This window comes from Planifilum fimeticola (assembly GCF_003001905.1).
Classification (GTDB): domain Bacteria; phylum Bacillota; class Bacilli; order Thermoactinomycetales; family DSM-44946; genus Planifilum; species Planifilum fimeticola.
In genome coordinates this window covers 127,122-148,173 of record NZ_PVNE01000005.1, presented here as the reverse complement: position 1 = coordinate 148,173, position 21,052 = coordinate 127,122, and the positions used below count along the sequence as shown (strand labels likewise).

Annotated in this window: 18 protein-coding genes, 1 tRNA gene and 1 pseudogene; 10 read left to right on the top strand and 10 right to left on the bottom strand. The window is 58.6% G+C overall.

All coding sequences use genetic code 11. The features are described 5' to 3' along the window. Window positions 1-259: 259 nt before the first annotated feature. Together CLV97_RS05140 and CLV97_RS18050 are read right to left on the bottom strand one after the other, a co-directional pair. On the bottom strand, window positions 260-1,243 hold the full coding sequence (locus CLV97_RS05140; protein WP_106344449.1) for a poly-gamma-glutamate hydrolase family protein: 984 nt from the start codon (window positions 1,241-1,243) through the stop codon (window positions 260-262). 182 nt (window positions 1,244-1,425) lie between these two features. Then, a tRNA-Sec gene (locus tag CLV97_RS18050) sits at window positions 1,426-1,522 on the bottom strand. Window positions 1,523-1,925: 403 nt separating this feature from the next. Between CLV97_RS18050 and CLV97_RS18840 the strand changes: the two are divergent. The 3 genes and pseudogenes from CLV97_RS18840 (at window position 1,926) to CLV97_RS05120 (ending at window position 4,728) form a co-directional block, all read left to right on the top strand. Then, window positions 1,926-2,429: pseudogene (locus tag CLV97_RS18840) on the top strand (alpha/beta fold hydrolase). Window positions 2,430-3,136: 707 nt separating this feature from the next. Next, on the top strand, window positions 3,137-4,045 hold the full coding sequence (locus tag CLV97_RS05125; protein WP_106344447.1) for a class I SAM-dependent methyltransferase: 909 nt from the start codon (window positions 3,137-3,139) through the stop codon (window positions 4,043-4,045). A 113-nt stretch (window positions 4,046-4,158) separates the two neighbouring features. Further along, entirely contained in the window at window positions 4,159-4,728 is a 570-nt protein-coding gene (locus tag CLV97_RS05120) for an MFS transporter (protein WP_146130409.1), read from the top strand. A 168-nt stretch (window positions 4,729-4,896) separates the two neighbouring features. On the opposite strand, the gene CLV97_RS05115 is transcribed toward CLV97_RS05120, so the two are convergent. After that, entirely contained in the window at window positions 4,897-5,826 is a 930-nt protein-coding gene (locus tag CLV97_RS05115; RefSeq protein ID WP_106344445.1) for a bifunctional helix-turn-helix transcriptional regulator/GNAT family N-acetyltransferase, read from the bottom strand. Window positions 5,827-6,192: 366 nt separating this feature from the next. Here CLV97_RS05115 and CLV97_RS05105 point away from each other — a divergent pair, with 366 nt between their 5' ends. Further along, window positions 6,193-6,894: a Type 1 glutamine amidotransferase-like domain-containing protein gene (locus CLV97_RS05105; RefSeq protein ID WP_106344443.1), complete on the top strand. Its 702-nt coding sequence runs from the start codon at window positions 6,193-6,195 to the stop codon at window positions 6,892-6,894. Window positions 6,895-6,919: 25 nt separating this feature from the next. On the opposite strand, the gene CLV97_RS05100 is transcribed toward CLV97_RS05105, so the two are convergent. After that, the gene (locus CLV97_RS05100) at window positions 6,920-7,108 is read right to left on the bottom strand and encodes a hypothetical protein (RefSeq protein WP_106344442.1); all 189 of its coding nucleotides are present in this window, start codon (window positions 7,106-7,108) and stop codon (window positions 6,920-6,922) included. Between the two features lie 264 nt (window positions 7,109-7,372). Continuing rightward, window positions 7,373-7,606: a hypothetical protein gene (locus tag CLV97_RS05095; protein ID WP_146130408.1), complete on the bottom strand. Its 234-nt coding sequence runs from the start codon at window positions 7,604-7,606 to the stop codon at window positions 7,373-7,375. A 236-nt stretch (window positions 7,607-7,842) separates the two neighbouring features. Between CLV97_RS05095 and queF the strand changes: the two genes are divergently transcribed. Continuing rightward, window positions 7,843-8,262: a preQ(1) synthase gene (queF, locus tag CLV97_RS05090; RefSeq protein ID WP_106344440.1), complete on the top strand. Its 420-nt coding sequence runs from the start codon at window positions 7,843-7,845 to the stop codon at window positions 8,260-8,262. 162 nt (window positions 8,263-8,424) lie between these two features. On the opposite strand, the gene CLV97_RS05085 is transcribed toward queF, so the two are convergent. Beyond that, window positions 8,425-8,964: a GNAT family N-acetyltransferase gene (locus tag CLV97_RS05085; RefSeq protein ID WP_106344439.1), complete on the bottom strand. Its 540-nt coding sequence runs from the start codon at window positions 8,962-8,964 to the stop codon at window positions 8,425-8,427. 305 nt (window positions 8,965-9,269) lie between these two features. On the opposite strand from CLV97_RS05085, the gene CLV97_RS05080 reads away from it, so the two are divergent. The 5 genes from CLV97_RS05080 to CLV97_RS05060 all read left to right on the top strand — a co-directional run bounded on the left by CLV97_RS05080 (window position 9,270) and on the right by CLV97_RS05060 (window position 16,583). Then, on the top strand, window positions 9,270-10,532 hold the full coding sequence (locus CLV97_RS05080) for an extracellular solute-binding protein (RefSeq protein WP_170070365.1): 1,263 nt from the start codon (window positions 9,270-9,272) through the stop codon (window positions 10,530-10,532). A 66-nt stretch (window positions 10,533-10,598) separates the two neighbouring features. Further along, window positions 10,599-11,903, top strand: coding sequence for a sugar ABC transporter permease (locus CLV97_RS05075; RefSeq protein WP_106344437.1), 1,305 nt, complete (start codon window positions 10,599-10,601; stop codon window positions 11,901-11,903). Beyond that, entirely contained in the window at window positions 11,900-12,745 is an 846-nt protein-coding gene (locus tag CLV97_RS05070) for a sugar ABC transporter permease (RefSeq protein WP_106344436.1), read from the top strand. The genes CLV97_RS05075 and CLV97_RS05070 overlap by 4 nt, the downstream gene beginning before the upstream one ends. Before the next feature lie 32 nt (window positions 12,746-12,777). Next, the gene (locus tag CLV97_RS05065; RefSeq protein WP_106344435.1) at window positions 12,778-14,538 is read left to right on the top strand and encodes an alpha-glycosidase; all 1,761 of its coding nucleotides are present in this window, start codon (window positions 12,778-12,780) and stop codon (window positions 14,536-14,538) included. 74 nt (window positions 14,539-14,612) lie between these two features. Next, on the top strand, window positions 14,613-16,583 hold the full coding sequence (locus CLV97_RS05060; protein WP_245891379.1) for a glycoside hydrolase family 15 protein: 1,971 nt from the start codon (window positions 14,613-14,615) through the stop codon (window positions 16,581-16,583). A gap of 70 nt (window positions 16,584-16,653) precedes the next feature. Here CLV97_RS05060 and CLV97_RS05055 read toward each other — a convergent pair whose 3' ends face one another. The 4 genes from CLV97_RS05055 to selD form a co-directional block, all read right to left on the bottom strand. Then, a complete protein-coding gene (locus tag CLV97_RS05055) occupies window positions 16,654-17,631 on the bottom strand; it encodes a S66 peptidase family protein (RefSeq protein ID WP_106344434.1) in 978 nt (325 codons plus the stop codon). 108 nt (window positions 17,632-17,739) lie between these two features. After that, the gene (locus CLV97_RS05050) at window positions 17,740-18,222 is read right to left on the bottom strand and encodes a glutathione peroxidase (protein WP_106344433.1); all 483 of its coding nucleotides are present in this window, start codon (window positions 18,220-18,222) and stop codon (window positions 17,740-17,742) included. An 87-nt stretch (window positions 18,223-18,309) separates the two neighbouring features. After that, window positions 18,310-19,734, bottom strand: coding sequence for an L-seryl-tRNA(Sec) selenium transferase (gene selA, locus CLV97_RS05045; protein ID WP_106344462.1), 1,425 nt, complete (start codon window positions 19,732-19,734; stop codon window positions 18,310-18,312). 103 nt (window positions 19,735-19,837) lie between these two features. Then, on the bottom strand, window positions 19,838-20,893 hold the full coding sequence (selD, locus tag CLV97_RS05040; RefSeq protein WP_211295682.1) for a selenide, water dikinase SelD: 1,056 nt from the start codon (window positions 20,891-20,893) through the stop codon (window positions 19,838-19,840). Between the last annotated feature and the right edge of the window lie 159 nt (window positions 20,894-21,052).

Genomic DNA, 21,052 nt, shown 5'->3' with positions numbered 1-21,052 from the left:
CAGGTGATCCTGCGGTACCAAATCTTCGATATTGACCAATTCAATACTGCCTTGCCGATGGGAGTGGGTTTGAAACATACCATCCCGTCCTTATCCTTTTTGTGTTATCTTCTGATTTCGACAAAAAAAGACTGCTGACCTGCTACCTTTGTCAGCAGTCTCAGGGATCGGCCGAACAGGCCGATCCCTCTTCGTTTTACCGGCTCTTAAAAAAACATCCTGGACTTCGTGGTCCAGGATGCCGATTGTCGCCCGCTCCTCAATACTGAAGACCGCCGTAGATCCAGGAGGGATTGCCCGACACGTTGACGACCTTGATCTTGTAGTAGCCGGTCGGCAACCCCAGAATATACTTGAAGCGCTTGTGACCCACGGCTTCCGCGGAGCGGGACACGATCAGCTTGTCGTTCTGATCGTAAATGTCAAAACGGATTTTCTGCTTTTTGGAGGGATCCAACGGGCTTTGGACGCCCAGGATGGTATCCTCCGGGGTCAGATAGAAGGGGTTTCCGTTGTTCAACCAGAAATAGTTGGAGAAATTGTGGCTGCCGAATTCGTAGGTACGCCCTTTGGGGTGGGAAGAAGCCTTGGAGATGGCTTTCCGGACGGCAGTTGCGAATTTCTCCATCTGGTCGGGATTTTCCAGCAGCTCCTCACGCAGAGCAGTGGTGAGCTCCATCTGTGCCCCTTCCAGGGTGCGGTTCTTGTTGGCGATGTTTTCCGGATGGTTCCCGTTGAGATCTTCGGGAGCCTCTTCCGTGCGGAATCCGGCGGCGGACAGTTCAGCGTCGATGATGTCCCTCAGATATTCATTCAGTCCGCCCATGTACACGATCTTTTCCGTGCCTTTGGCACCGTGGAGGGAAACCACTTTGTTTTTCTGCGCCGTCATCTGAAGAGCTCTTGGTTCGTCGAAGTTCTTGGCCGTCAGATGGAGATCGTTGCGCTGATCCTGGTTGGTGTCGTGGTAGACGTGGGCGTGGAAGATGTAGTAGCTGTGATCGTCTTTTGCGATGGCTTTGGCCAACTCGCTGGTTCCTTTTTCGATCCTTCCGCCGTGAATGGCCAGAATGATGACATCATTGGATGTGGATTGGGTTTCGATGGTGAAATCCTTGCCCTCTTGGTAGTGCGAAGACAGCTCGTTCCAGTTCTTGAAGATGTCTTTGGCCGCGGATGCGGTCGGTACGGAGATCGAAACGGCAACGAGTGTGGCTAGAAAGGAAAGCAGGACTTTTTTCATGAAAACCCCCCATCTGAAAATAGGATACAAATTAAAAGATATAATATTTTTTTCCTCGGATCAAGCGAAAATATATATTGAACCTTTTATAAATATTAGTAATATTTTTCGGGAGATAGATCGGCTCGGCAAGCTGGAGACGAAAAAACGGCTGATCCCCTCGTCTGAGGTTCGCCGTTTCCTGGCGGGAACGGGTGGGAATCGAACCCACCGGAGACGCGACGCGCCTCCCGCTCGGTTTTGAAGACCGGGGGGGACACCAGCACCCCATCCGCTCCCACATTTCCGTTTCGGTTGGGTTTGTTCCCGTACGGCACCGGGATCGGGACGTACGACCTTAATTATAACGGGTAGGGGATGGGTCGTAAAGGGAGGGAAAGCAAGGTGAAACGGGAACGGGTGGAAAGGTTGGTGCCGCTTAGAAGCTGATTTCCATTCCGCTCAATCCCGTTGTATCCCAAAAATTCATCCTCCGGCTGATTATGCTGCTGTATTGATTTTAGAATGCGGGAAAACCAACCCTTCAGGGTTTGTTGAGGACCGTCCTCCAGAACTTGACTCGCATAAGAACATTCGTTCCAATAGGGAAAAGGGAATGAAAGGGGCGGGAACGGATGCGAAAAGATCGCTTTGAATCCGATGGGGGGTACAAAAGAGTTTTTTTGACGGCCCCGACACCACGTTGTCGTTCATTGACTACGGAGGTAACGGACGCCCTCTTCTGGCGCTGCACGGTCACATGAACGAGGGGCGGTTTGTGCAGGGTCTCGCCGAGGCGATCCGGGACAACTACCGGGTGATCGCGCTGGATCAGAGGGGGCACGGTGAATCCGGCCGGCCGTCCAGCTTCGCCAATGACCGTATGTCGACGACGCATTGGCATTGCTGGATCATTTAGGTGCAAAAAACCGTGGTTCTCGGCCACTCACTCGGCGGCGTGGTCGCATACCGATTGGCGGTCCGCCGCCCCGATCGAGTCCTTGCCCTGATCGTTGTAGATATCGGCGCGGTTGTCGACAGTGATCTGACGTTTGTGGCCGGCTGGCCGCGCAGAGCGCCGACGCGGGAGGCGCTAATTGCGGCTCTGGGTCACTTTGGGCCGCCCCACACATATTCGATGCGTCAGTACCCGGAGGGTTGGGGGCTGCCTTTCGCAAGCCGAAGACATGATTATTTCGCAGCGTGAACTCAACGGAGACTACTGGCGCGACTGGCTGGCCTTGCCTTGCTCCTGTACGGCACGCAAAGCAGGGTTTTCTCATGGGCACACGCGGAAGAAATGGCCCGCCGGAGGCCGAACACAACCCTCGTTCATATCGACGCGGGCCATGCGATTTATTTCGACAATCCGGATGCGTTTGCAGCGGAGATTCGGAAATTCCTCCAGGGCATTGGCCTGGGTTAGACGCAAATGGGTGCATGTCGGGACGCGCATAAAAGCCGAACTTCTGCCTATCGGGGGCATACACGTTCCCCGTTTTTCCTGTCGATATGGTTTCCGCTTTGGCGCTGCACGACCACCTCATGAATGGGGGAGGGGCCACCCGCTGGGGTTGCCCCTTGATTTGTTTCAATTCTCAAAGGAGAGCGGGACACTTCGAAGGCCTCTGAAGTCTTCGGTACCTTCCCGACCGGGAGAGTTGAGCCCAACGATACCCGTATCCTTATGCACGTATCAATCAGCAAACCTTTGAATTCCCGGGGCGTTGCAATCATTCAACCTGCATGATTCGCGCATAGCTAGTATTGTCTGCGAAGGGAATGTTCCTCTTTCGCCCAAATACACTTGACAAATTTATTAATTTATGATATAATAAAAAGTTTATTGAAATAATAATTAACCTGTGATATATAGTATATAGCAACGGATCTTATCGAAAAGGAGAATCGCCATTGGAAAAAAATCACGCCAGTCTTACCGCGCTGATTTCCGCCTATGTCCGTGCCTATCATGCTTTGTACGATGAGCCGAAGATCTTGGATGACTTTCTAGCCCGTCACATGTTTACCGAGGAGGAGTTTACAGATATCGGGCGGAATCTGGCAATGGCGGTTCAGTTTTTTGACCCTGAACGGGCGGCATCGTTCCCGGACCAGGAAACCGCTCTCGCCTGGATGATGCGTAACCAGAGCACCCCCCTCAGCCGTGCGAGGTACACGGAAGACATGCTTGAGTTGAGCGTGGAACAAGGGGTGGGACAGTATGTGATCCTCGGAGCGGGCATGGATACCTTCGCTTTTCGGCGGAAGGATTTGTTGAACAAGCTTCATGTGTTCGAATTGGACCATCCCGCAACGCAAGCGTTCAAACGTCATCGGCTGTCGGAGCTGGGATGGGAACGTCCGGCGCAACTGCACTTCGTTCCGGTGGACTTTACGAAGGAGAGCCTGGCTTCCGCCCTCGAACGTTCACCCTATGACCCGAACACGTCAAGCTTCTTCAGTTGGTTGGGCGTCACCTATTACCTGGACCGCGACGTGGTGTTACGGATGTTTCGTTCCATTGCCGGGATCGCGCCCGCGGGCAGCACAATCGTCTTCGATTACATGGATGAGGAGGCGTTTATTCCCGAAAGGGCGGCTGAACGCACCAAGCGGATGCAGGAGATGGTGAGACGGACGGGGGAACCGATGAAAACCGGATTTGATCCGACCGCCTTGGCGGACGAACTGGCAAGGAACGGTCTGCATCTGCAGGAAAATTTGAGTCCGGCCGACATTGAAGAGCGGTATTTTCAGGGGCGGACGGACGGATATCATGCCTTTGAACACGTCCACTTTGCACGGGCGGTGGTCGCATAGCCAAGAACCCACCCTGTCTCCGCGATCACCGGGTGCAATCGGACTTGTTGAAGTTTGGGTACACCCGTCCATGAAAATAAAATCGGGGGAGAGGTAAAAATCAGGGTAATCCCGTGATTTTTACCATGGCGGTGTTTGCGCTTTTTGCCAATGCCGCCGTGAGCACAATCCATGTCAGTAGTCCTTTTTTTGCGAAGGATTTGGGATTCGGTGTGACAGGGTTCGGATGGATGACTGCGGCGATCGGTATTGGCGCGCTGCTGTTTTCCGTCATCACGATCGCCAATCCCCGGCCGGTGATGACGTTGTACACCTGCTTTTTACAAGGAGTATTTTTCCTTTTGGTGAGTTTCGTCGATCGCTTTTGGCTTGTGATCTTGCTCTTTGTGCTGATCGGTTTCCAGGAATCAGCGGTTAACGTGATAGCGCCGAGCGTCAACCATTCAATGATTCCCAAAAAAATGCTGGGACGCGTTATAAGTGTGATGATATTGGTGATGACCGGCTCTCAGCCGATTTCTCAAGCTTTGGCAGGCTGGGCGATGAAATGGATCGGACCGCAATCGATCTTTTTGTATGCGGGTTTGTTGGAAATGATCGCAGCAGTGATTGTGTTTCTATTTCCCTTTGTCCGTCGTTTTCAGGTTAACAAGAAGGAAAGTGCAGAGACGGAAACTGTGTGATGAAGGGAAAATGGACTGGCGCAACCCTTTTCTTTTTTGCTTCCCGTCGCAATTCGGGTTGGCCTGATGTCAATCGATCAGTTCATCGGCTTCGCTCGAAAAAGTTTCATTAAGGGGCTGATGGGGAGTGGAGAGAGGCGCATGGTGTTTTTGTCCGTGATTAAGACTTCAAAGGGACAACTCCCACGTCTCTCCCACCAGGTCTTGGCCAAATTGGCTGTGTTTTTCTTCCTTGACGAGTTTGAAGCCGTTTTTCCGGTAAATGTGGCGGGCCGCCTTGAGCACATTGTTCGTCCAGAGGACCAGTTTTTTGTAGCCGCACCGCCGGGAGAAACGGATGCACTCCTCGACGAGGCGGTTGCCCAGTCCGAGACCGCGCGCTTGGGGTTCGACCAACAGGAGCCGGAGTCGGGCGACGGCATCGCTTTCTTTCATGACAAAGACGCAGCCGACATTCTCCCCGTTCATCTCCGCGATCCAGCAGCGTTCCTTGGCCGGATCATGATGGCGCATGTAATCGGCGACGATTTGGGCGGCCAGCGCTTCGAAGCGCTCATTCCAGCCGTATTCCCGGGCGTAAAGGACACCGTGCCGGTGGACGACCCAGCCCATGTCCCCGGATTCGGGAGGGCGCAGGAAAAAGGGTTCGGAGAATTTGAAGCCTTGGCCGCGGGTCAGCACCCTTTCGATCGTCTCCATGGCCTCCAAAAGGCGCTGCTGATCCCCTTCGGAGAGGCTGCCGAGCATTTCGGCCACCTCCTCCCGGGAGCGGCGGTCCAGCTGCGAGAACACCTTTTTTCCTTCGGAGGTCAGGGAAAGGAGTCTTTGCCGGGCGTCGGTTTCCGAACGGGTTTTTTCGATCAGGCCTTTCTCTTCAAACCGGGCCAGGATGCGGCTGAGGTAACCCGGATCCAAGCCCAGTTCCCGGGACAGATCCGAGGCGGTGAGCCGGTCGTGGTGGGCCAGTTCAAACAGGATGCGGACTTCTGTCAGGGTAAAGGGACTGTGCAGCAATCCCTCGCGCAACACGCCGATCTGACGGGTAAAAAAGCGGTTGAAATGGCGGACGGCGTCGATTTTCTTCTCCAGATCCTTCATCCGTATTTCCCTCCTTTCAATGACATTGTCAACAAAATATTTGCTTTAGTCAAGTATTAGGCGGGCTGAAATTCCGTTGTTCCGGAGGTTTGGCGGGATCGCGTCTAGGGGTAATGTGTACATCATCGGGAGGGAAGATCGGTTGGATGCGGGAAAGGTCGTATGCAGTCACAGGTATGAGGGAAATGGGAAATTCGAGGGATGGGCGCGTCGGCTCCGTTTCCGCGCGACTTGCCCCATTTCATTCGATGCGACGGGACATTTGGCGAAGGGGCATCGCGCGGAGGGTTTCGCAGGCGGCCGGCAACATTCCGGGTCCTGCTTATTCTTTCCGGGATTGAAGCGCACCGGTTGGGAGGGAGGGCAATGAGGCAGATTGTCGCCATGGGTGGGGGCGGCTTTTCGATGGAACCGGACAATCCGCTCCTGGATCAGTATATCCTGGACCAGTCCGGGACGGAGAGACCAAAAATCTGTTTTGTCCCCACTGCGAGCGGTGACGCGGAGGGTTACATCGAACGGTTTTATCAAGCCTTCGGCAGGTTGAAGTGCGTGCCTTCGCACTTGTCGCTGTTTCGTGCCGAAAGTTCCGATCTGGAGGGGTTTGTTCTGTCCCAGGACGTGATCTACGTGGGGGGCGGCAATACGCGCAATTTGTTGGCGCTGTGGAGGGAGTGGGGGTTAGAAGGAATATTGCGGTCCGCCTGGGAGCAGGGGGTGGTGTTGGCGGGCGTCAGCGCGGGAGCCAACTGCTGGTTTGAGGCGTTCGTCTCCGACTGCATTCCCGGTCGGCTGACGGCCTGGTCGGGGTTGGGATGGTTGGCCGGGAGCTGTTGTCCCCATTATGACGATGAGGAGGCGGGGTATCGATCGGGTTATCACCGGCTGCTTTTGGAGGGGAGGCTGAAGGCCGGATACGGGATCGAGGACGGAGCGGCCCTTCACTTCATCGACGGGCGGTTGCATCGGGCCGTCGCTTCCCGCCCCGCGGCAAAGGCTTATCGGGTCCGAATCATGGGCGGTGCCGTTGAAGAGGAGGAGATTGAGACGGTTTTTCTCGGCAACTGAGGGGGGAAAGGAAAAAGCCCCGGACTCAGCCGGGGAAGGAATCATCCAGGTCTTCTCCTCGTGTGTACGGCCGCCTGCGTTCCAGCTGGTTCACCCGACGCTCCAGGTTCTCCACCCGACGGTTCAGACGGCGAACTTGTTCCTCCAAATTGGAGACGCGACGCCACAGATTGGGTTGGCTGATGTACGGATCGCCGTATTCGTAATAATACATTCGCTAACCCACCTTGTTTAGAGTTTTCAGGGCATATATATGCCGTGATCCGATGGGTCGTCATGGACATTCGACCATTTGTTGTTGAAAGTGTCCTGATCCGGAGAATTCATGCTGTCGGGTCGATGTCGTAGAAAAACCGGCCGAATCCCACCGGGGGATGGGGTCCATCCCGGCAGGATGGCCCCTTTATGTAAGGAGAGGCGGCTTCAATCCGTCGGGGCGGCCGGTGGATTCAGTTCCGGCACCCGGGGGATGGTTTTCTCAGATCCGTTTCAGGCTTTTTGCGCTGTACAGGAGGATGTGCCCGCACTGATTGCACAGATAGCTCAAAACGGGAATGGAGCCGCTGGGATGCAATTGGGCTCCCATATCCGTTTGGCTCATCGGGATGAGGGCGAAGATTTGACCGGTTTCGCTGAAGCGGAGGCTGCCGCATTGGGGGCAGCGGATGCGGGACGGATGGGTTCGACCGTGCTCCTGGTCGTTCATTGCCAAGACACCTCCTCCCCTCCCATTCTACACAATTTGCGCGGGAGCTGCGTGGCTTTCCCGTTACGAAAGTCCGCCGCCGGCGGGCCACTCGTAACACCGACCGATCTTTGGTAAAATGGTCAGGGATGAGCGGTGTCGATTCCGCGCCCTTTTCTTGATGTGGACCGGCAGTTTGCTCGCGCCTTGCCCATGGGACGGGGCGCGAGCATCAAGAATCGATCTGTGGGGAGGTTTGGAGGATGGGGAAGGTAACGGTTGACCACAGCAAATACAACAACATTCGTTTCGATACCCAGGATGAATCGGCGATCCGCACGGATCTTCTGGAGACGATTCCCTACGAGTATCCGGGGAAGGACACGGAGGTGGTGATTCCCACGAGCGAATTCACCTCGGTCTGCCCCTGGTCGGGTTTGCCGGATTTCGCCGATTTGACAATCACGTTTATTCCGGACAAATACCTGATCGAGATGAAGTCCCTCAAGTATTACCTCACTTCCTTCCGGAACGTGGGGATTTATCAGGAACACGCCACCAACCGGATCCTCAAGGATCTGGTGGAGCTGGCGAAACCCAAGTACATGAAGGTGGAGGCGATCTGGAATCCCCGCGGAGGCTTGGGAACGCGGGTGGTCGTGGAACACGGAAAGAGGGATTGAGAAAGCGCCGGGACATTCCCGGCGTTTTTTGTTGCTCGATAGGGTCCCGATTGGCGGAGCCCCGGTTGCCGGATTTCCGGCGCGTGAGGTTGGGTCGTCGATAAGAGGAATGGAGTGGCCCTGCAGGGTTTCGGATGCCGCCCGGCTGCGGGGAGGACTTTGTCAAAACGGCACTTCTCCCCAATCGACGGGGGTTACCTTGTTTTCCTCCCAATCTTCCCGCGTGATCGCATAACCGACCAAATCGTGCAGTGTGCCGTCGGAGGAAGGCCACGCCTTGCGGTGGCAGGCTTCCCGGACATACCCGCATTTGAAAAACACCTTGCGCATGGCGTAGTTGTCCTTTCTCGTGTGTCCTTCGATTCGGATCGCTTCCGGGTAGTGAGTGAACACGTGGCGGGTGAGCCATTTCACCGCTTTTTCCCCGATTCCCATTCCCCGGTATGGACGGGTGATGCGGATGTCGAAAAGGGGAGTGGGGTCCTGTAAGTCAAAGATTCGGACCAGGCCGACCTTCCGACCGGCGTCGGCCACAATCCAGAAGGTTTTGACGTCTTCGCCGGTGTAATACCCTTGCTTGAAGGCTTCCCGGATTTCCGCGGACGAAGGATTTGGATTTCCGTGATAATTCCACGATTCGGAAGTCAGAAACCGGATCAGGGCATCCACCTCTGTCGTGAGCGGTTGGAATCGGAGGTTCACGGTTTACCCCTCCTTTTACCCTTTTGTCCCCATCAGTTTACCTTTCAGAGAAGAGGGTGTAAATGCGTTAGCGCGGAGAAGAGGATGAACCCGCAGCGTTTAAGACGATCACCTGCCAAGGGGATTTGCCGCTGCCGATCATGGAGAGCCGAAATTTTTTTCGAACAAGAAGGAAAAACGGAGGGAGCAGCCGAATAAAATCATTGCAAACGTTTTCTCTATTTTCACCTGTGCAACCGCTTCATTTTTTTATGCAACACTATGCAACCGGTTGCGCAAATCTCAGCTTCAAGGGGGTTCAAAGGATGAAGAGGCGTAAAGGTTTGTCGCTGATGATGGGACTGCTTCTCGTCGCCAGTCTGCTGCTGGCGGGATGCGGTCCCCAGGAGGAGGGAGCCGGCGCCGAGGGCGGCGGGAGTGAAGAGAAGCCGGAGAAGCTGGTGGTCTGGGCGAACAACGATCCGATTCAGCTGAAAAACACGCGAAAGCTGGCCAAGGAGTATGAAAAGGAGAGCGGCATCAAGGTGGAAGTGGTGCCGGTTGACCTGCTGAAACAGCAGGAAAAGCTGGCTTTGGACGGACCGGCGGGAAAAGGGGCGGACCTGGTAACCTGGCCCCATGACCAGCTGGGAGAAGCGGTGATCAAGGGGTTGGTCCGGCCGCTGGAGGTGGGGGAGGATGTGACCGGCCAGTTCAGCGAATCGGCGGTTCAGGCCCTCACCTATGACGGACAGGTGTACGGACTTCCGTACGTGACGGAGAGCATCGCTCTCATCTACAACAAGAAACTGATGTCCGAACCTCCCGAAACCCTTGACGAACTGATCGATTTTGCCAAGAAATACACGAAACCGGCGGAAAAGGAATACGGACTTCTGTACGAAGGCGCCAACTTTTACTACAGCTACTTCCTGATTGACGCGATGGGAGGCTACATCTTCAAGGAAGACGGCGGCAAGGTGAACACGGAGGATCTCGGGCTGAACAACGAAGGCGCGAAAAAGGCCCTGGAGACGCTGCAGGGATGGTACAAGGAGAAGCTGCTTCCGGTCAAAGCGACGGCAGACACGGTGAACGGGCTGTTCAAGGAGGGGAAAGCGGCGGCGGTGATCAACGGGCCCTGGGCGGTGAAGGATTACGAGCAGGCGGGTATCGATTTCGCCGTAGCCCCGCTGCCGGCCATCGACGGGAAGCATCCGCGAACCTTCATCGGCGTGAAGGGATGGTATGTGTCCGCTTACAGCAAGAATCCGACCTGGGCGACGGATCTGATGAAGTTCTTCACCGGCAAGGAGTCGTTGCTTCTCCGCTTCCAGGAGACGGGGGAAATCCCTCCGCGGAAGGATCTTTTGGAGGATCCGGTCATCAAGGATGATTCGGTGGTGAACGGTTTTGCCCAGCAGGCCAGCCGGGGCACTCCGATGCCCAACGTGCCGGAAATGGGACAGGTCTGGGAGCCCATCGGCAACGCCATCACTTTCGTGGCGCAGGGGAAGCGGTCTCCGGAGCAGGCCTTGGATGATGCCGTCAAGATGATCCGGGAGAAGATCCAGGCGCAAAAACAATGAGGCGGGGGAGGCGGGCGGCATTCCGCGCCGCCCGCCCGCCGCGTGGGTAAAAGGGGTATGCATCACATGGACACGCTCCAAGCGCATCGAGCAACGAACCGAAACTGGAGGACGCGGCACACGGCGGCGTTTCTGTCGGCTCTCGCCATGGGCCTCGGCCAGATGTACAACCGCCAGTGGGTCAAAGGGATTCTTCTGTTGGTGCTGGAGATTTCCTATCTCGGGGTCTTCTACGATCTCTTCAACATGGGGCTGTGGGGAATCGTCACCCTGGGGACGAAGCCCTTCCGCGATCATTCGATCCAGCTTCTGGCGGAAGGGATCATCGCCCTGATCCTGATCGCCTTCGGCCTGCTGTGCTATGCCCTGAACGTGCGGGATGCCTATCGGGTGGGAGCGATGCGGGAGCGGGGGCTTCGTCCCCCGGGCGTCTGGGAGACCTACCGGACCGTGACCGACAAGGGGTATCCGTACCTGTTGATCGCCCCCGGCATGCTCCTCTTGGTCTTCGTCGTCCTGTTTCCGCTTCTGTTCATGGTCCTATTGGCCTTCACCAATTTCGACCTGTACCATTGGCCGCCGGCCAAACTGGTGGACTGGGTGGGGGTTTCCAACTTCATCCAACTGTTTCAGCTGGAGATTTGGCGAAATTCCTTTTTCAACGTAATGTCCTGGACCGTGGTCTGGACGCTGGTTTCCACGACGGTCCAGTTCGCCCTGGGGCTCCTCTTGGCGGTGTTGCTCAACCAAGAGAGGGTGAAGGGGAAAAAACTGTTCCGGACCCTCTTGATTCTACCCTGGGCGGTTCCCTCCTTCGTCTCCGTCCTGGTGTTTGCCGGGATGTTCAACGACGATTTCGGGCCGATCAACCAGATGCTGCAGGCCGCCGGGATGGAGGCGATTCCTTGGCTGACCGATCCCTTCTGGACCAAGGTGGCCATCCTGCTGATCCAGTTCTGGCTGGGCTTTCCCTTCAATCTCGCCCTGTGCACCGGTGTCCTGCAAACGATCCCTTCGGACCTGTACGAGGCGGCGGAGGTGGACGGGGCGACGCCCTGGCAGAAGTTGAAGGATATCACGCTTCCGCTGGTCCTGTATGCCACCGCCCCCTTGCTGATCGTCCAGTACGCCGGCAACTTCAACAACTTCACGGTGATTTACCTCTTCAACCAGGGCGGGCCGGCGGTGCCGGGACAAACCGCCGGCGGATCGGACATATTGATTTCCTGGGTGTTCAAGCTCACCTTTGAGACGCAGAAATTCAATTATGCCGCGGCCGTTTCCGTCATCATCGGCGTGATCGTGGCGGCCCTGGCCGTCTGGCAGTTCAGGAAAACCCGATCCTTCAAGGAAGAGGATTTGATACAATGAGCGGAACCAAACGGAAATGGAGCATCGGCTTGTTGCTCACTTACGCGTTTTTGCTCTTCATGGTGTCGGTCACCCTTTATCCGATCCTGTGGGTGATCGGTTCCTCTCTCAATCCGGGGACCAGCCTGTTTTCCAGCACGCTGATCCCGAAACACGCCACGTTGGATCATTATATCTGGCTGTTTACCAGCCCGGACAGCCAGTACCTGACCTGGTACAAGAACACGCTGAAGATCTCCCTGATCAACGCCGCGGTGTCGGTCGTCCTGACGACGGGGACCGCCTACGCCTTTTCCCGGTATCGGTTCTTCGGTCGGAGGTACGGATTGGTCTCCTTTCTGGTGTTGCAGATGTTTCCCCAGGCGATGTCGATGGTCGCCCTTTACATCCTGCTCAACGAAATCGGCCTGTTGGACACCCACCTGGGGTTGATCCTCGTCTACGCCGGGGCGCAGATTCCCTTCAACACCTGGTTGGTGAAGGGGTATTTCGACACGATTCCCCGGGGTTTGGACGAGGCGGCGCGGATCGACGGGGCGGGGCACAACACCGTTTTCTTCCGGATCATGCTCCCCCTGGCCCGGCCGATCATCGCCGTGGTCGCCCTGTTCAATTTCATGGGACCGATGACCGATTTCCTGCTGCCGCGGATCGTCCTGACCGACCCGGACAAGTGGACGCTGGCGGTGGGACTGTTCGGCTTCATCAGCGACAAATTCGGCCAGAACTTCACCGTCTTTGCCGCCGGCTCCGTGTTGATCGCCCTGCCCATCGCCCTCTTTTTCCTGGCGATGCAGCGGTACTTCATTTCCGGTCTCACGGCGGGGGCGACCAAGGGATGATGGCAGCGTTGAAGAAGGAGTGATTGCCCGTCATGTGGAAGGAAGCTGTTTTTCATCGACCCGAGGGGCCTTATGCCCATCCCGCCGGTCCCCGGGAGCTTCGGGTCCGGCTGCGGGCCAAACGGGGGGATCTCTTCTCCTGCCACCTTTTTCACGGCGACCGGTACGGTGGGGAAGAAGAGGGAGACATCCTCCGGTTGGAAAAAGCGGGATCCGACGAGCTCTTCGACTGGTTCGAGGGGGTGATTCCCTCGGCCACCCGCCGCCTTCGCTACGTGTTTTACCTGGAGGGGGAGGAGGGCGGGCTGTGGTACGGTGAGAAGGGATTCGCCGCCGACCGGCGGGAGGCCGGCGCCTTTCAGTACCCTTACATCTGCGAGGGGGATTTGTACCGGGTCCCCGACTGGGCCAAGGACGGGGTCGTGTACCAGATTTTTCCCGACCGCTTCTTTAACGGGGACGAGGGGAACGACCCGGAAGGGACCGACCCCTGGAGCGCGGCGGCCCGGCCGCGGCCGGACAGCTTTTACGGAGGGGATCTCAGGGGGATCATCGAGAAACTTCCCTACCTGGAAGCGCTGGGCGTCAACGTGCTTTACCTCACCCCGATTTTTCTTTCCCCCTCCAACCACAAATACGACACCACCGACTACTACCGGGTGGATCCCGCCTTCGGGGATGCGGAGACCCTGAAGGAACTGGTCCGACTGGCCCATCAAAGGGGGATCCGGGTGCTTCTGGATGCGGTGTTCAACCATGCCGGTTACGGCTTTTTCGCCTTTCAGGACGTGCTGCAAAGGGGAGAGGACTCTCCCTACGCCGACTGGTTTTTCATCGAGGATTTTCCCGTGGTCACGACGCCCCGGCCCAACTATGAAACCTTCGCCAACGGGGTGTGGACGATGCCCAAGCTGAACACGGCCCATCCCGAGGTGCGGGCGTACCTGCTCGATGTGGCGGAGTACTGGACCCGGGAGGCGGAGATCGACGGCTGGCGCCTCGACGTGGCCAACGAGGTGGACCACCGCTTCTGGCGTGCCTTTCGCGACCGGGTGAAGGAGGTGAACCCGGAGGCCCTGATCGTCGGCGAGATTTGGCACGATGCAGGCCCCTGGCTTCAGGGGGACCAATTCGATTCGGTGATGAACTATTTGTTCCGGGACGCCGTGCTGGATTTCTTCGCCGCCGGAAGGATCGGCGCCGACCGCTTTGACGCCCTGCTGACCCGCACCCGGATGCTGTATCCTGAACAGGCCCACTTCGCGATGTTCAACCTGCTGGGTTCCCACGACACGGAGCGGTTCCTCACCACCTGCGGTGGCCGGCTGGAGCGGATGCGCCTCGCGGTGCTGTTTCAGATGACCTATCCGGGGATGCCGATGATCTACTACGGCGACGAGGTGGGGATGTGCGGAGGGCCGGACCCGGATTGCCGGCGCCCCATGATGTGGGAGGAGGAGCGGCAAAACCGGGAACTGCTCGCTCATTACCGGAAGCTGATCGCCCTCCGGAAGGAGCTGCGTCCCCTGCGGCGGGGGGACTTCCGGACGTGGCTGGTGGACCCGCTTCGCAATCTCTACGGTTTTGTGCGGTGGGATGGCGAAAGCTGCGTCGGAGTGCTGTTCAACAACAGTCCCCATGAACACCGGGTCGAAGTGGATCTTCACCCCTTCGGCGGGGCGGAGAAGCTGAGGGACGCCCTATCCGGGAAAACGATTGACGCGGCGGGGAGGAGCCGCATGCCCTGGACCTTGCCCCCTTATCAGGGTGCGATCCTCACCCCGGTGGAATAGGTTTTTTTCGTCGGGAGAAAAAGAATCCGTGCCAAGGAATGGATGAGAAAACGATGGGAGATGGAGGGAAAGGGATGGGTGAGAAACCGTATCTGATCGATGGGGTGGTCGGCAACGGGCGGATGCTGGCCGCGTTGGGGAGAAACGGAAGGCTGTATCGCCTGTGGTGGCCGCGGATCGATTTTCCCCAGCACGTGCGGGAAATGTACGCCGGAATCTCTTGTCCGGGATTGGCGGAGGGAGTCCGCTGGCTTCACGAAGGGGATGAATGGACGTATCATCAGCGATATGACGGCGATCCGCCCATTCTCGTCAGCGATGCGTTTCACGAAGGTTTGGGACTGAAGGTTCGCAGTGAGGATTTTGCCGTGCCCGGAGCGGACGTGTTGGTTCGGAGGTACCGGGTGACCAATGGCTCCGACCGCGTCCTCCCCGTCCGGTTTCTCTATCTGTCGGCGCTGGAAATCGCGGAGAGTCCGAAATACAATACTGTCGCCTTTGACGCCGAGGCGGATGCGCTTCTTCATTTCCGCCATCGATACGCCTTTGCCCTGGGAGGGGACCGTCCCTGCTGCGGCTATCAGGCGGGGGAGGCCGTGGAGGATGCGGCCGACGGCTCTCTTCAGGGAAACCGGATCGCGATGAACCCGGAAGGGGCCCTTTCCTGGGATTTGGGGCGGCTTGAGCCGGGGGAATCGGAGGAACTCACCCTGTTCCTGGCGGCCGGCGAGGGGAGGGATACCGCCCTTTCCGCGCTGGCGGAGGCGCGGAGGAGCGGTTTTCGTGCGCTGCGGGAACAGACGGTCGCCCACTGGAAGGACTATCTGGATTCGGCCCGGCCCGTTTTCACCGGCGACGAGATCGTCGACCGGCTGTACCGTCGCTCGTTGGTGGTTTTCAAGCTGATGAGCGATGAGCGGGAAGGGGGGATGATCGCCGCGCCGGAGTTTGACGAGACCTTCAGCCGGTGCGGCGGGTACGCCTACTGCTGGGGGCGCGATGCCGCCTATATCGCGACGGCCATCGATCGGGCAGGTTATTCCGAGATGACCCGCCGGTTTTACCGCTGGACGCTGAAGGTGCAGAACCCCGACGGTTCCTGGGATCAGCGCCACTACTTGGACGGATTCCTCGCCCCCTGCTGGGGGATGCAGATCGACGAGACGGGTTCCATTCTCTGGGGAATGTGGCGCCACTTTGAGGAGACGGGAGACCGCACCTTCCTGGAGGAGGTTTGGGTGGCCGTCGAGAGGGGGGCGGAGTTTCTGACCGGTTTCCTCGATCCGGAAACCGGCTTGCCCCGTCCCAGCCGGGATTTGTGGGAGGAGCGGGACGGGGAGCACACCTATTCGGCGGCGGCGGTTTTCGGGGGGCTGGTCGGCGCCGCGGAAATCGCCCGGGCGCGGGGGCGGCTGGATCAGGCGAAAGCATGGCGAAAGGCCGCCGAGGGGATCCGGGATGCCGTGTCCCGCCGGTTGTGGAACCCGGAACGGGACGCATTTCTTCGGGGGCTCAAGAGGGCCGTCAGCCGGGAAGCGTACGAAGAGGCGGTCCGGGAGGGGAAGCGGGTGACGAAAGAAACGGACTCCAAGGGATACGCGACCTACCGGGTGTGGGAAGATCCGGTGATCGACGCCAGCCTGCTCGGGATTTCGGTGCCCTTCGATCTCTTTCCCGCCGAAGATGAACGGGTGGTGAAGACGGCGGCGGCGGTGGTGCGCCATTTGAGCACCTCGCCGGCGGGCGGCATCAAGCGGTATGAGGACGACCCCTACATCGGCGGAAACCCCTGGATCATCACCACCCTGTGGCTGTCTCAATATCTGGTGAAGGCGGGACGGACAGAGGAGGCGCTCCGCTGGTTCCGCTGGGCGGTGGACCATCGGACGGAGCTCGACCTGCTCCCGGAGCAGGTGGACCGGAACACGGGGAAACCCGCCTGGGTGGTTCCCCTCACCTGGTCCCACGCCATGTTCGTCCTGACGGTGCTGGATCTGTTGGAGGCCGGGGCGTTCCGGGTCTCCTCGCGGCAGGCGGAGATATGAAGAGGAGAAGAAGCAAAAAACCTGCGGCCCTTTCGCCGCAGGGTTTTTCCTTCCTTCGAGGGGATTTTCGTCAATGCGTCAGAAGGATCAATTCCGCCTCGTCCTCCCTTGCCGTGAGCCGGGCTTGTCCGCCGATGGGAAAGGTGAAGAAGGGGACGGTGTGGCCGAAATCGAGATCGGCGACCACCGGGATACCGGTCAACTCCGGTTTGGATCGGATGATCGCAGCCAGCACGTCCCGGCTCATTCGGCTGTCCCGCTGGAACCGGCCGATGACCAGACCCTTCACCCGGTCAAAGCCCGGTTGGTGGAGGAGGGATTGGAGATACCGGTCGAACAGTTCGGGGTGTACTTCCCCGTCATCCTCCAGAAACAGGATGGCGTCCGCAAGATCCGGAAGATACTCCGTTCCGTGGAGAAGGACAAAGGTGGAAAGATTGCCGCCGATCACTTTTCCCCGCGCTTCGCCGGGGGACAGGACAAACCATCCGTCGTTCGGGATAAAGCGGCGATTTTCCTGGTCCTGAAACCAGAGGTCATCGCTCCAGGCGGGAGAGGGGCGGACGGAGAAAGGTTCTTCGCCCATCAGGCACTTTCGGAAGGAGTCCATCGTGTATTCGAATCCCTTTTTCATTCCGAAACTCGAAAAGTGCGGACCGCTGTAGGTCACAAGTCCCGTTTTCGCGTAAATGGCGTTTTGCAGGGCGGTGATGTCGGAGTAGCCGCAAAAAACCTTGGGATTTTTTCGGATCAGGTCATAATCCAGGTTTTTCAGAAGTTGGTTGCAGTTGTAGCCGCCGATGGCGGTCAAAATCCCTTTTACCTTCGGGTCGGCAAAGGCTTCGTGCAGGTCTTCCAGGCGGGCCTCCGCGGAGGAGGAGCGAAAGCGGTCCATCTCTTCCGCATGTTTGGATATGGTGACCCGAAAACCCATCTCCTCCAGCCGCCGCCGGGCGATTTCCCGCACTTCACGAGCGATGATACCCAGGCTTTTTGACGGGGCGATAATCCGGATTTCGTCGCCGGGCTTCAATTTTGGCGGAATCAAGGGGGACACCTCCCGAGGCTTCGGAAATTGCTGAAACACCCGTCGAGGGCGCTCGCGCCGCCGCGGTCTTGGGATTCCGCGGCAAAGGCATACCGGGGCTGACAGGATTTACGGGTTTTCCAACAACTCTTCGATATCCTTGGCGATCCGCCGGGGGGATGTCTGCGGGGCGTACCGCTTGACCACTTCGCCGCGCCGGTTCACCAAAAACTTGGTGAAGTTCCACTTGATCTCCTTGCCGAGCACCCCGGGAGACTTTTCCGTCAGGTACTTGAACAGGGGGTGGGCACCGGGTCCTTTGACCTTCACTTTGCTGAAGAGGGGAAAGGTGACATTGTAGTTGGTTTCGCAGAACTTTTGGATTTCCTCTTCCGATCCGGGCTCCTGGTTGGCGAATTGGTTGCAGGGGAAAGCCAGGATCTCCAGGCCCCGGTTCCGGTATGCTTCGTAGAGCTGCTGCAGCTCCCGGTATTGGGGAGTGAATCCGCAGCGGCTCGCCGTGTTGACGATCAACAGGACGCGTCCATCGTAATCGGACAGGGATTTTTCCTCCCCGGCGATGGTCCGGGCGGAAAAGGCGTAGACGCTCATGAAGCGATCCTCCTCCTCATTTTTCGTCGCAAGCGGGCGGGGAGAGGGTGGGCCCCGGTGTCCAGGCCGGACAAAAACAGGAGGGGCTTAGTTTTTGCGGCCGTTTCGACCTTCCAGCACCCGGCGGAAGGCGGCCTCGATGTGGGGATGTTCCTCCTCCTCCACCGTGCGCAGGTCCAAAAGGAGCCGGTCCTTGGAAACCCGACCGATCACCGGAGGATTTCCGCGGCGGAGTTCTTCTTCCAGCCGGTGGACGGGCATGCGGCGATGGGAGGTGGAGAGGCAGAAGCTGGGAAGTTCCACCCCGGGCAGCGACCCGCCTCCCACCTCCGACGCGGTGGGAATCACCTCCAGCCGCAGATCCTCCCCGAGGGCATTTTGCAGCCGCTCCTTCAGCCGCTCCGCCGAAGCGCGGATCTCTTCGGGCTTCTTCAGGATCTGCCGGAGAACGGGGATTTCCCGTGCCGCTTCCTCCGGGTTCAGATAATGAAGCAGAGTGGCCTCCAGGGCGGCCAGGGTCATCTTGTCCACGCGCAGGGCGCGGAGCAACTGACTTTTTTTCAAGGCGTCGATCCACTTTTTCTTGCCCACGATGATCCCCGCCTGGGGGCCGCCGAGGAGTTTGTCCCCGCTGAAGCTGACCAGATCCACCCCCGCCCGGAGGCACTCCTGGACCGTGGGTTCTTCTCCGATCCCCCGGGCGCGCAGGTCGTAAAGGACGCCGCTGCCCAGGTCTTCGTAACAGGGGATGCCGTGCTTTCGTGCGATCTCCACCATCTCTTCCCGGGAGACGCTCTCGGTGAACCCGATGATTTTGAAATTGCTGGTGTGCACCTTCATGAGCAGAGCCGTTTCCCCGGAGATCGCCCCCTCGTAATCTTCCCGGCGGGTTTTGTTGGTCGTTCCCACTTCCACCAACCGTGCGCCGCTTTCCCGCATGATTTCCGATACCCGGAAGGAGCCGCCGATCTCCACCATCTGCCCACGGGAGACGATCACCTCGCGACCGAGGGCTAAGGTGCGCAGGACGAGCAGTACCGCCGCTGCGTTGTTGTTCACCACCAGGGCGGCTTCGGCGCCGGTCAGGCGCCGGATGACCGCTTCGACGTGTTCGTGGCGGGACCCGCGTTGACCCGTGTGCAAACGGTATTCCAGGTTGGAATAGGAGAGGGCAACATCCTGGACCGCCCGAAGAGCCGCTTGGCTCAGTCGCGCCCGTCCCAGGTTGGTGTGGAGGACGATGCCGCTCCCGTTGATGACGGGGCGGAGGCGGGGGGCGGTCAGGCTGTCCAGGGTTTCCGCAATGCGCGCGACGATCCTTTCGGGATCGGGCGGGATGGGATCATCGGTTTCCATCATGCGGCGGCGCTCCGTCGCCAGCACCTCGTTGGCGATCTCCACGACCGTCTTCCGGGAAAAGCGTTCCAGAAAAGAAGACAGCGCCGGATGTTCGAGGAGGAGATGTACCGCCGGCAATCGTCTCAGTGCCTGTTGTTGTTGTTTCGTCGGCATGGTCACACCCACTGTGCTCTTTTTTTCATCATAGCGAAGATGGGAAAGAGAGGCAAAAAGCGGGGCCGCCGGCTCGTGTTTCCGACGGCCCCGAGGATGCGGTTTATCCGGTGATCCGGATGTGTGCCGGGTGATCAGCCACCACCCGGCCGATAATCCGCGCTTCCACGACTCCGTTTCGGTGCAGCTCTTCCAGCAGGCGAACGGCCTGTTCCTCCGGCACGGCCGCCAGCAGGCCGCCGGAAGTGACGGCGTCGCAAAGGATGGTGCGCATCACCTCATCGACGGTTTCGGAAAAGGAGAGGCGATCGGCCAGCCATCGGGCATTGGCCCGCGTTCCCCCGGGGACAATGCCGGCCCGGGCCAGCTCCTCGGTCCGGGGCAGGACGGGCACCGCCCCGGCGTCGATTTCCAATCCCACTTGTCCGGCCCGGCTCATCTCAAAGGCGTGACCGAGGAGGCCGAAGCCGGTCACGTCGGTGCAGGCGTGGATTTCGTAGGAACGCATCACCCGTGCCGCATCCCGGTTGAGGGTGGCCATGACCCGGGTGACTCGTTCGATTTCTTCTTCCCGCAGCGCTCCACGCTTGATCGCCGTGGTATGGATTCCGACACCCACCGGCTTGGTCAGGATGAGCCGATCGCCGGGCCGGGCGCCCCCCTTCCGCCACAGGCGGTCAGGGTGAACTTGGCCGGTGACGGCGAGGCCGAATTTGGGCTCCGGATCATCGATGGAGTGACCGCCGATGGTGACGGCACCGGCCTCCTTCACCTTGTCGGCGGCACCGCGCAGGATATCGACCAGCAGGGACGGGTCCAGTTTGTTCACGGAGAAAGCCACCAGGTTGAGCACCGTCAGCGGCTCCGCCCCCATGGCGTAGATATCGCTCAGGCTGTTGGCAGCGGCGATCTGACCGAAGGCATAAGGGTCGTCCACCACGGGAGTGAAAAAGTCCACCGTTTGCACCAGAGCGCATTCGTCGCTGATGCGGACCACCCCCGCATCATCCGGTTCCGTCAGACCGACGAGGATGTCGGCGCGTTCTTCCTCTTCACGGGGCAGACGGCCGAGAACGTTCGCTAGGTCCTCCGGACCCAGTTTACACCCTCACCCCGCTTTGGAGGACAGCTGGGTCAGGCGAATCGTTTCGCGGTCCATCACGCCACCTCCTCTCTCCCGGGAGGGATTCTCCCGTCTATTATATCCGATCCTTTCCGGGCGATGAAATAGAGGCGCGTCGATCCGCGCGTGCGCCGCCGGGATCCGTGTTATAATGAGATGCAAAGTGAAATCGATTGCACCAGGCCCGAAAGATTT

Bases quoted from the DNA above. Each gene is read 5' to 3' on its own strand.
- CLV97_RS05140 (WP_106344449.1), bottom strand. From the start codon at position 1,243: ATGAAAAAAGTCCTGCTTTCCTTTCTAGCCACACTCGTTGCCGTTTCG.
- CLV97_RS05115 (WP_106344445.1), bottom strand. From the start codon at position 5,826: ATGAAGGATCTGGAGAAGAAAATCGACGCCGTCCGCCATTTCAACCGC.
- CLV97_RS05105 (WP_106344443.1), top strand. From the start codon at position 6,193: ATGAGGCAGATTGTCGCCATGGGTGGGGGCGGCTTTTCGATGGAACCG.
- CLV97_RS05100 (WP_106344442.1), bottom strand. From the start codon at position 7,108: ATGTATTATTACGAATACGGCGATCCGTACATCAGCCAACCCAATCTG.
- queF (WP_106344440.1), top strand. From the start codon at position 7,843: ATGGGGAAGGTAACGGTTGACCACAGCAAATACAACAACATTCGTTTC.
- CLV97_RS05080 (WP_170070365.1), top strand. From the start codon at position 9,270: ATGAAGAGGCGTAAAGGTTTGTCGCTGATGATGGGACTGCTTCTCGTC.
- CLV97_RS05075 (WP_106344437.1), top strand. From the start codon at position 10,599: ATGGACACGCTCCAAGCGCATCGAGCAACGAACCGAAACTGGAGGACG.
- CLV97_RS05070 (WP_106344436.1), top strand. From the start codon at position 11,900: ATGAGCGGAACCAAACGGAAATGGAGCATCGGCTTGTTGCTCACTTAC.
- CLV97_RS05065 (WP_106344435.1), top strand. From the start codon at position 12,778: ATGTGGAAGGAAGCTGTTTTTCATCGACCCGAGGGGCCTTATGCCCAT.
- CLV97_RS05060 (WP_245891379.1), top strand. From the start codon at position 14,613: ATGGGTGAGAAACCGTATCTGATCGATGGGGTGGTCGGCAACGGGCGG.
- CLV97_RS05050 (WP_106344433.1), bottom strand. From the start codon at position 18,222: ATGAGCGTCTACGCCTTTTCCGCCCGGACCATCGCCGGGGAGGAAAAA.
- selA (WP_106344462.1), bottom strand. From the start codon at position 19,734: ATGCCGACGAAACAACAACAACAGGCACTGAGACGATTGCCGGCGGTA.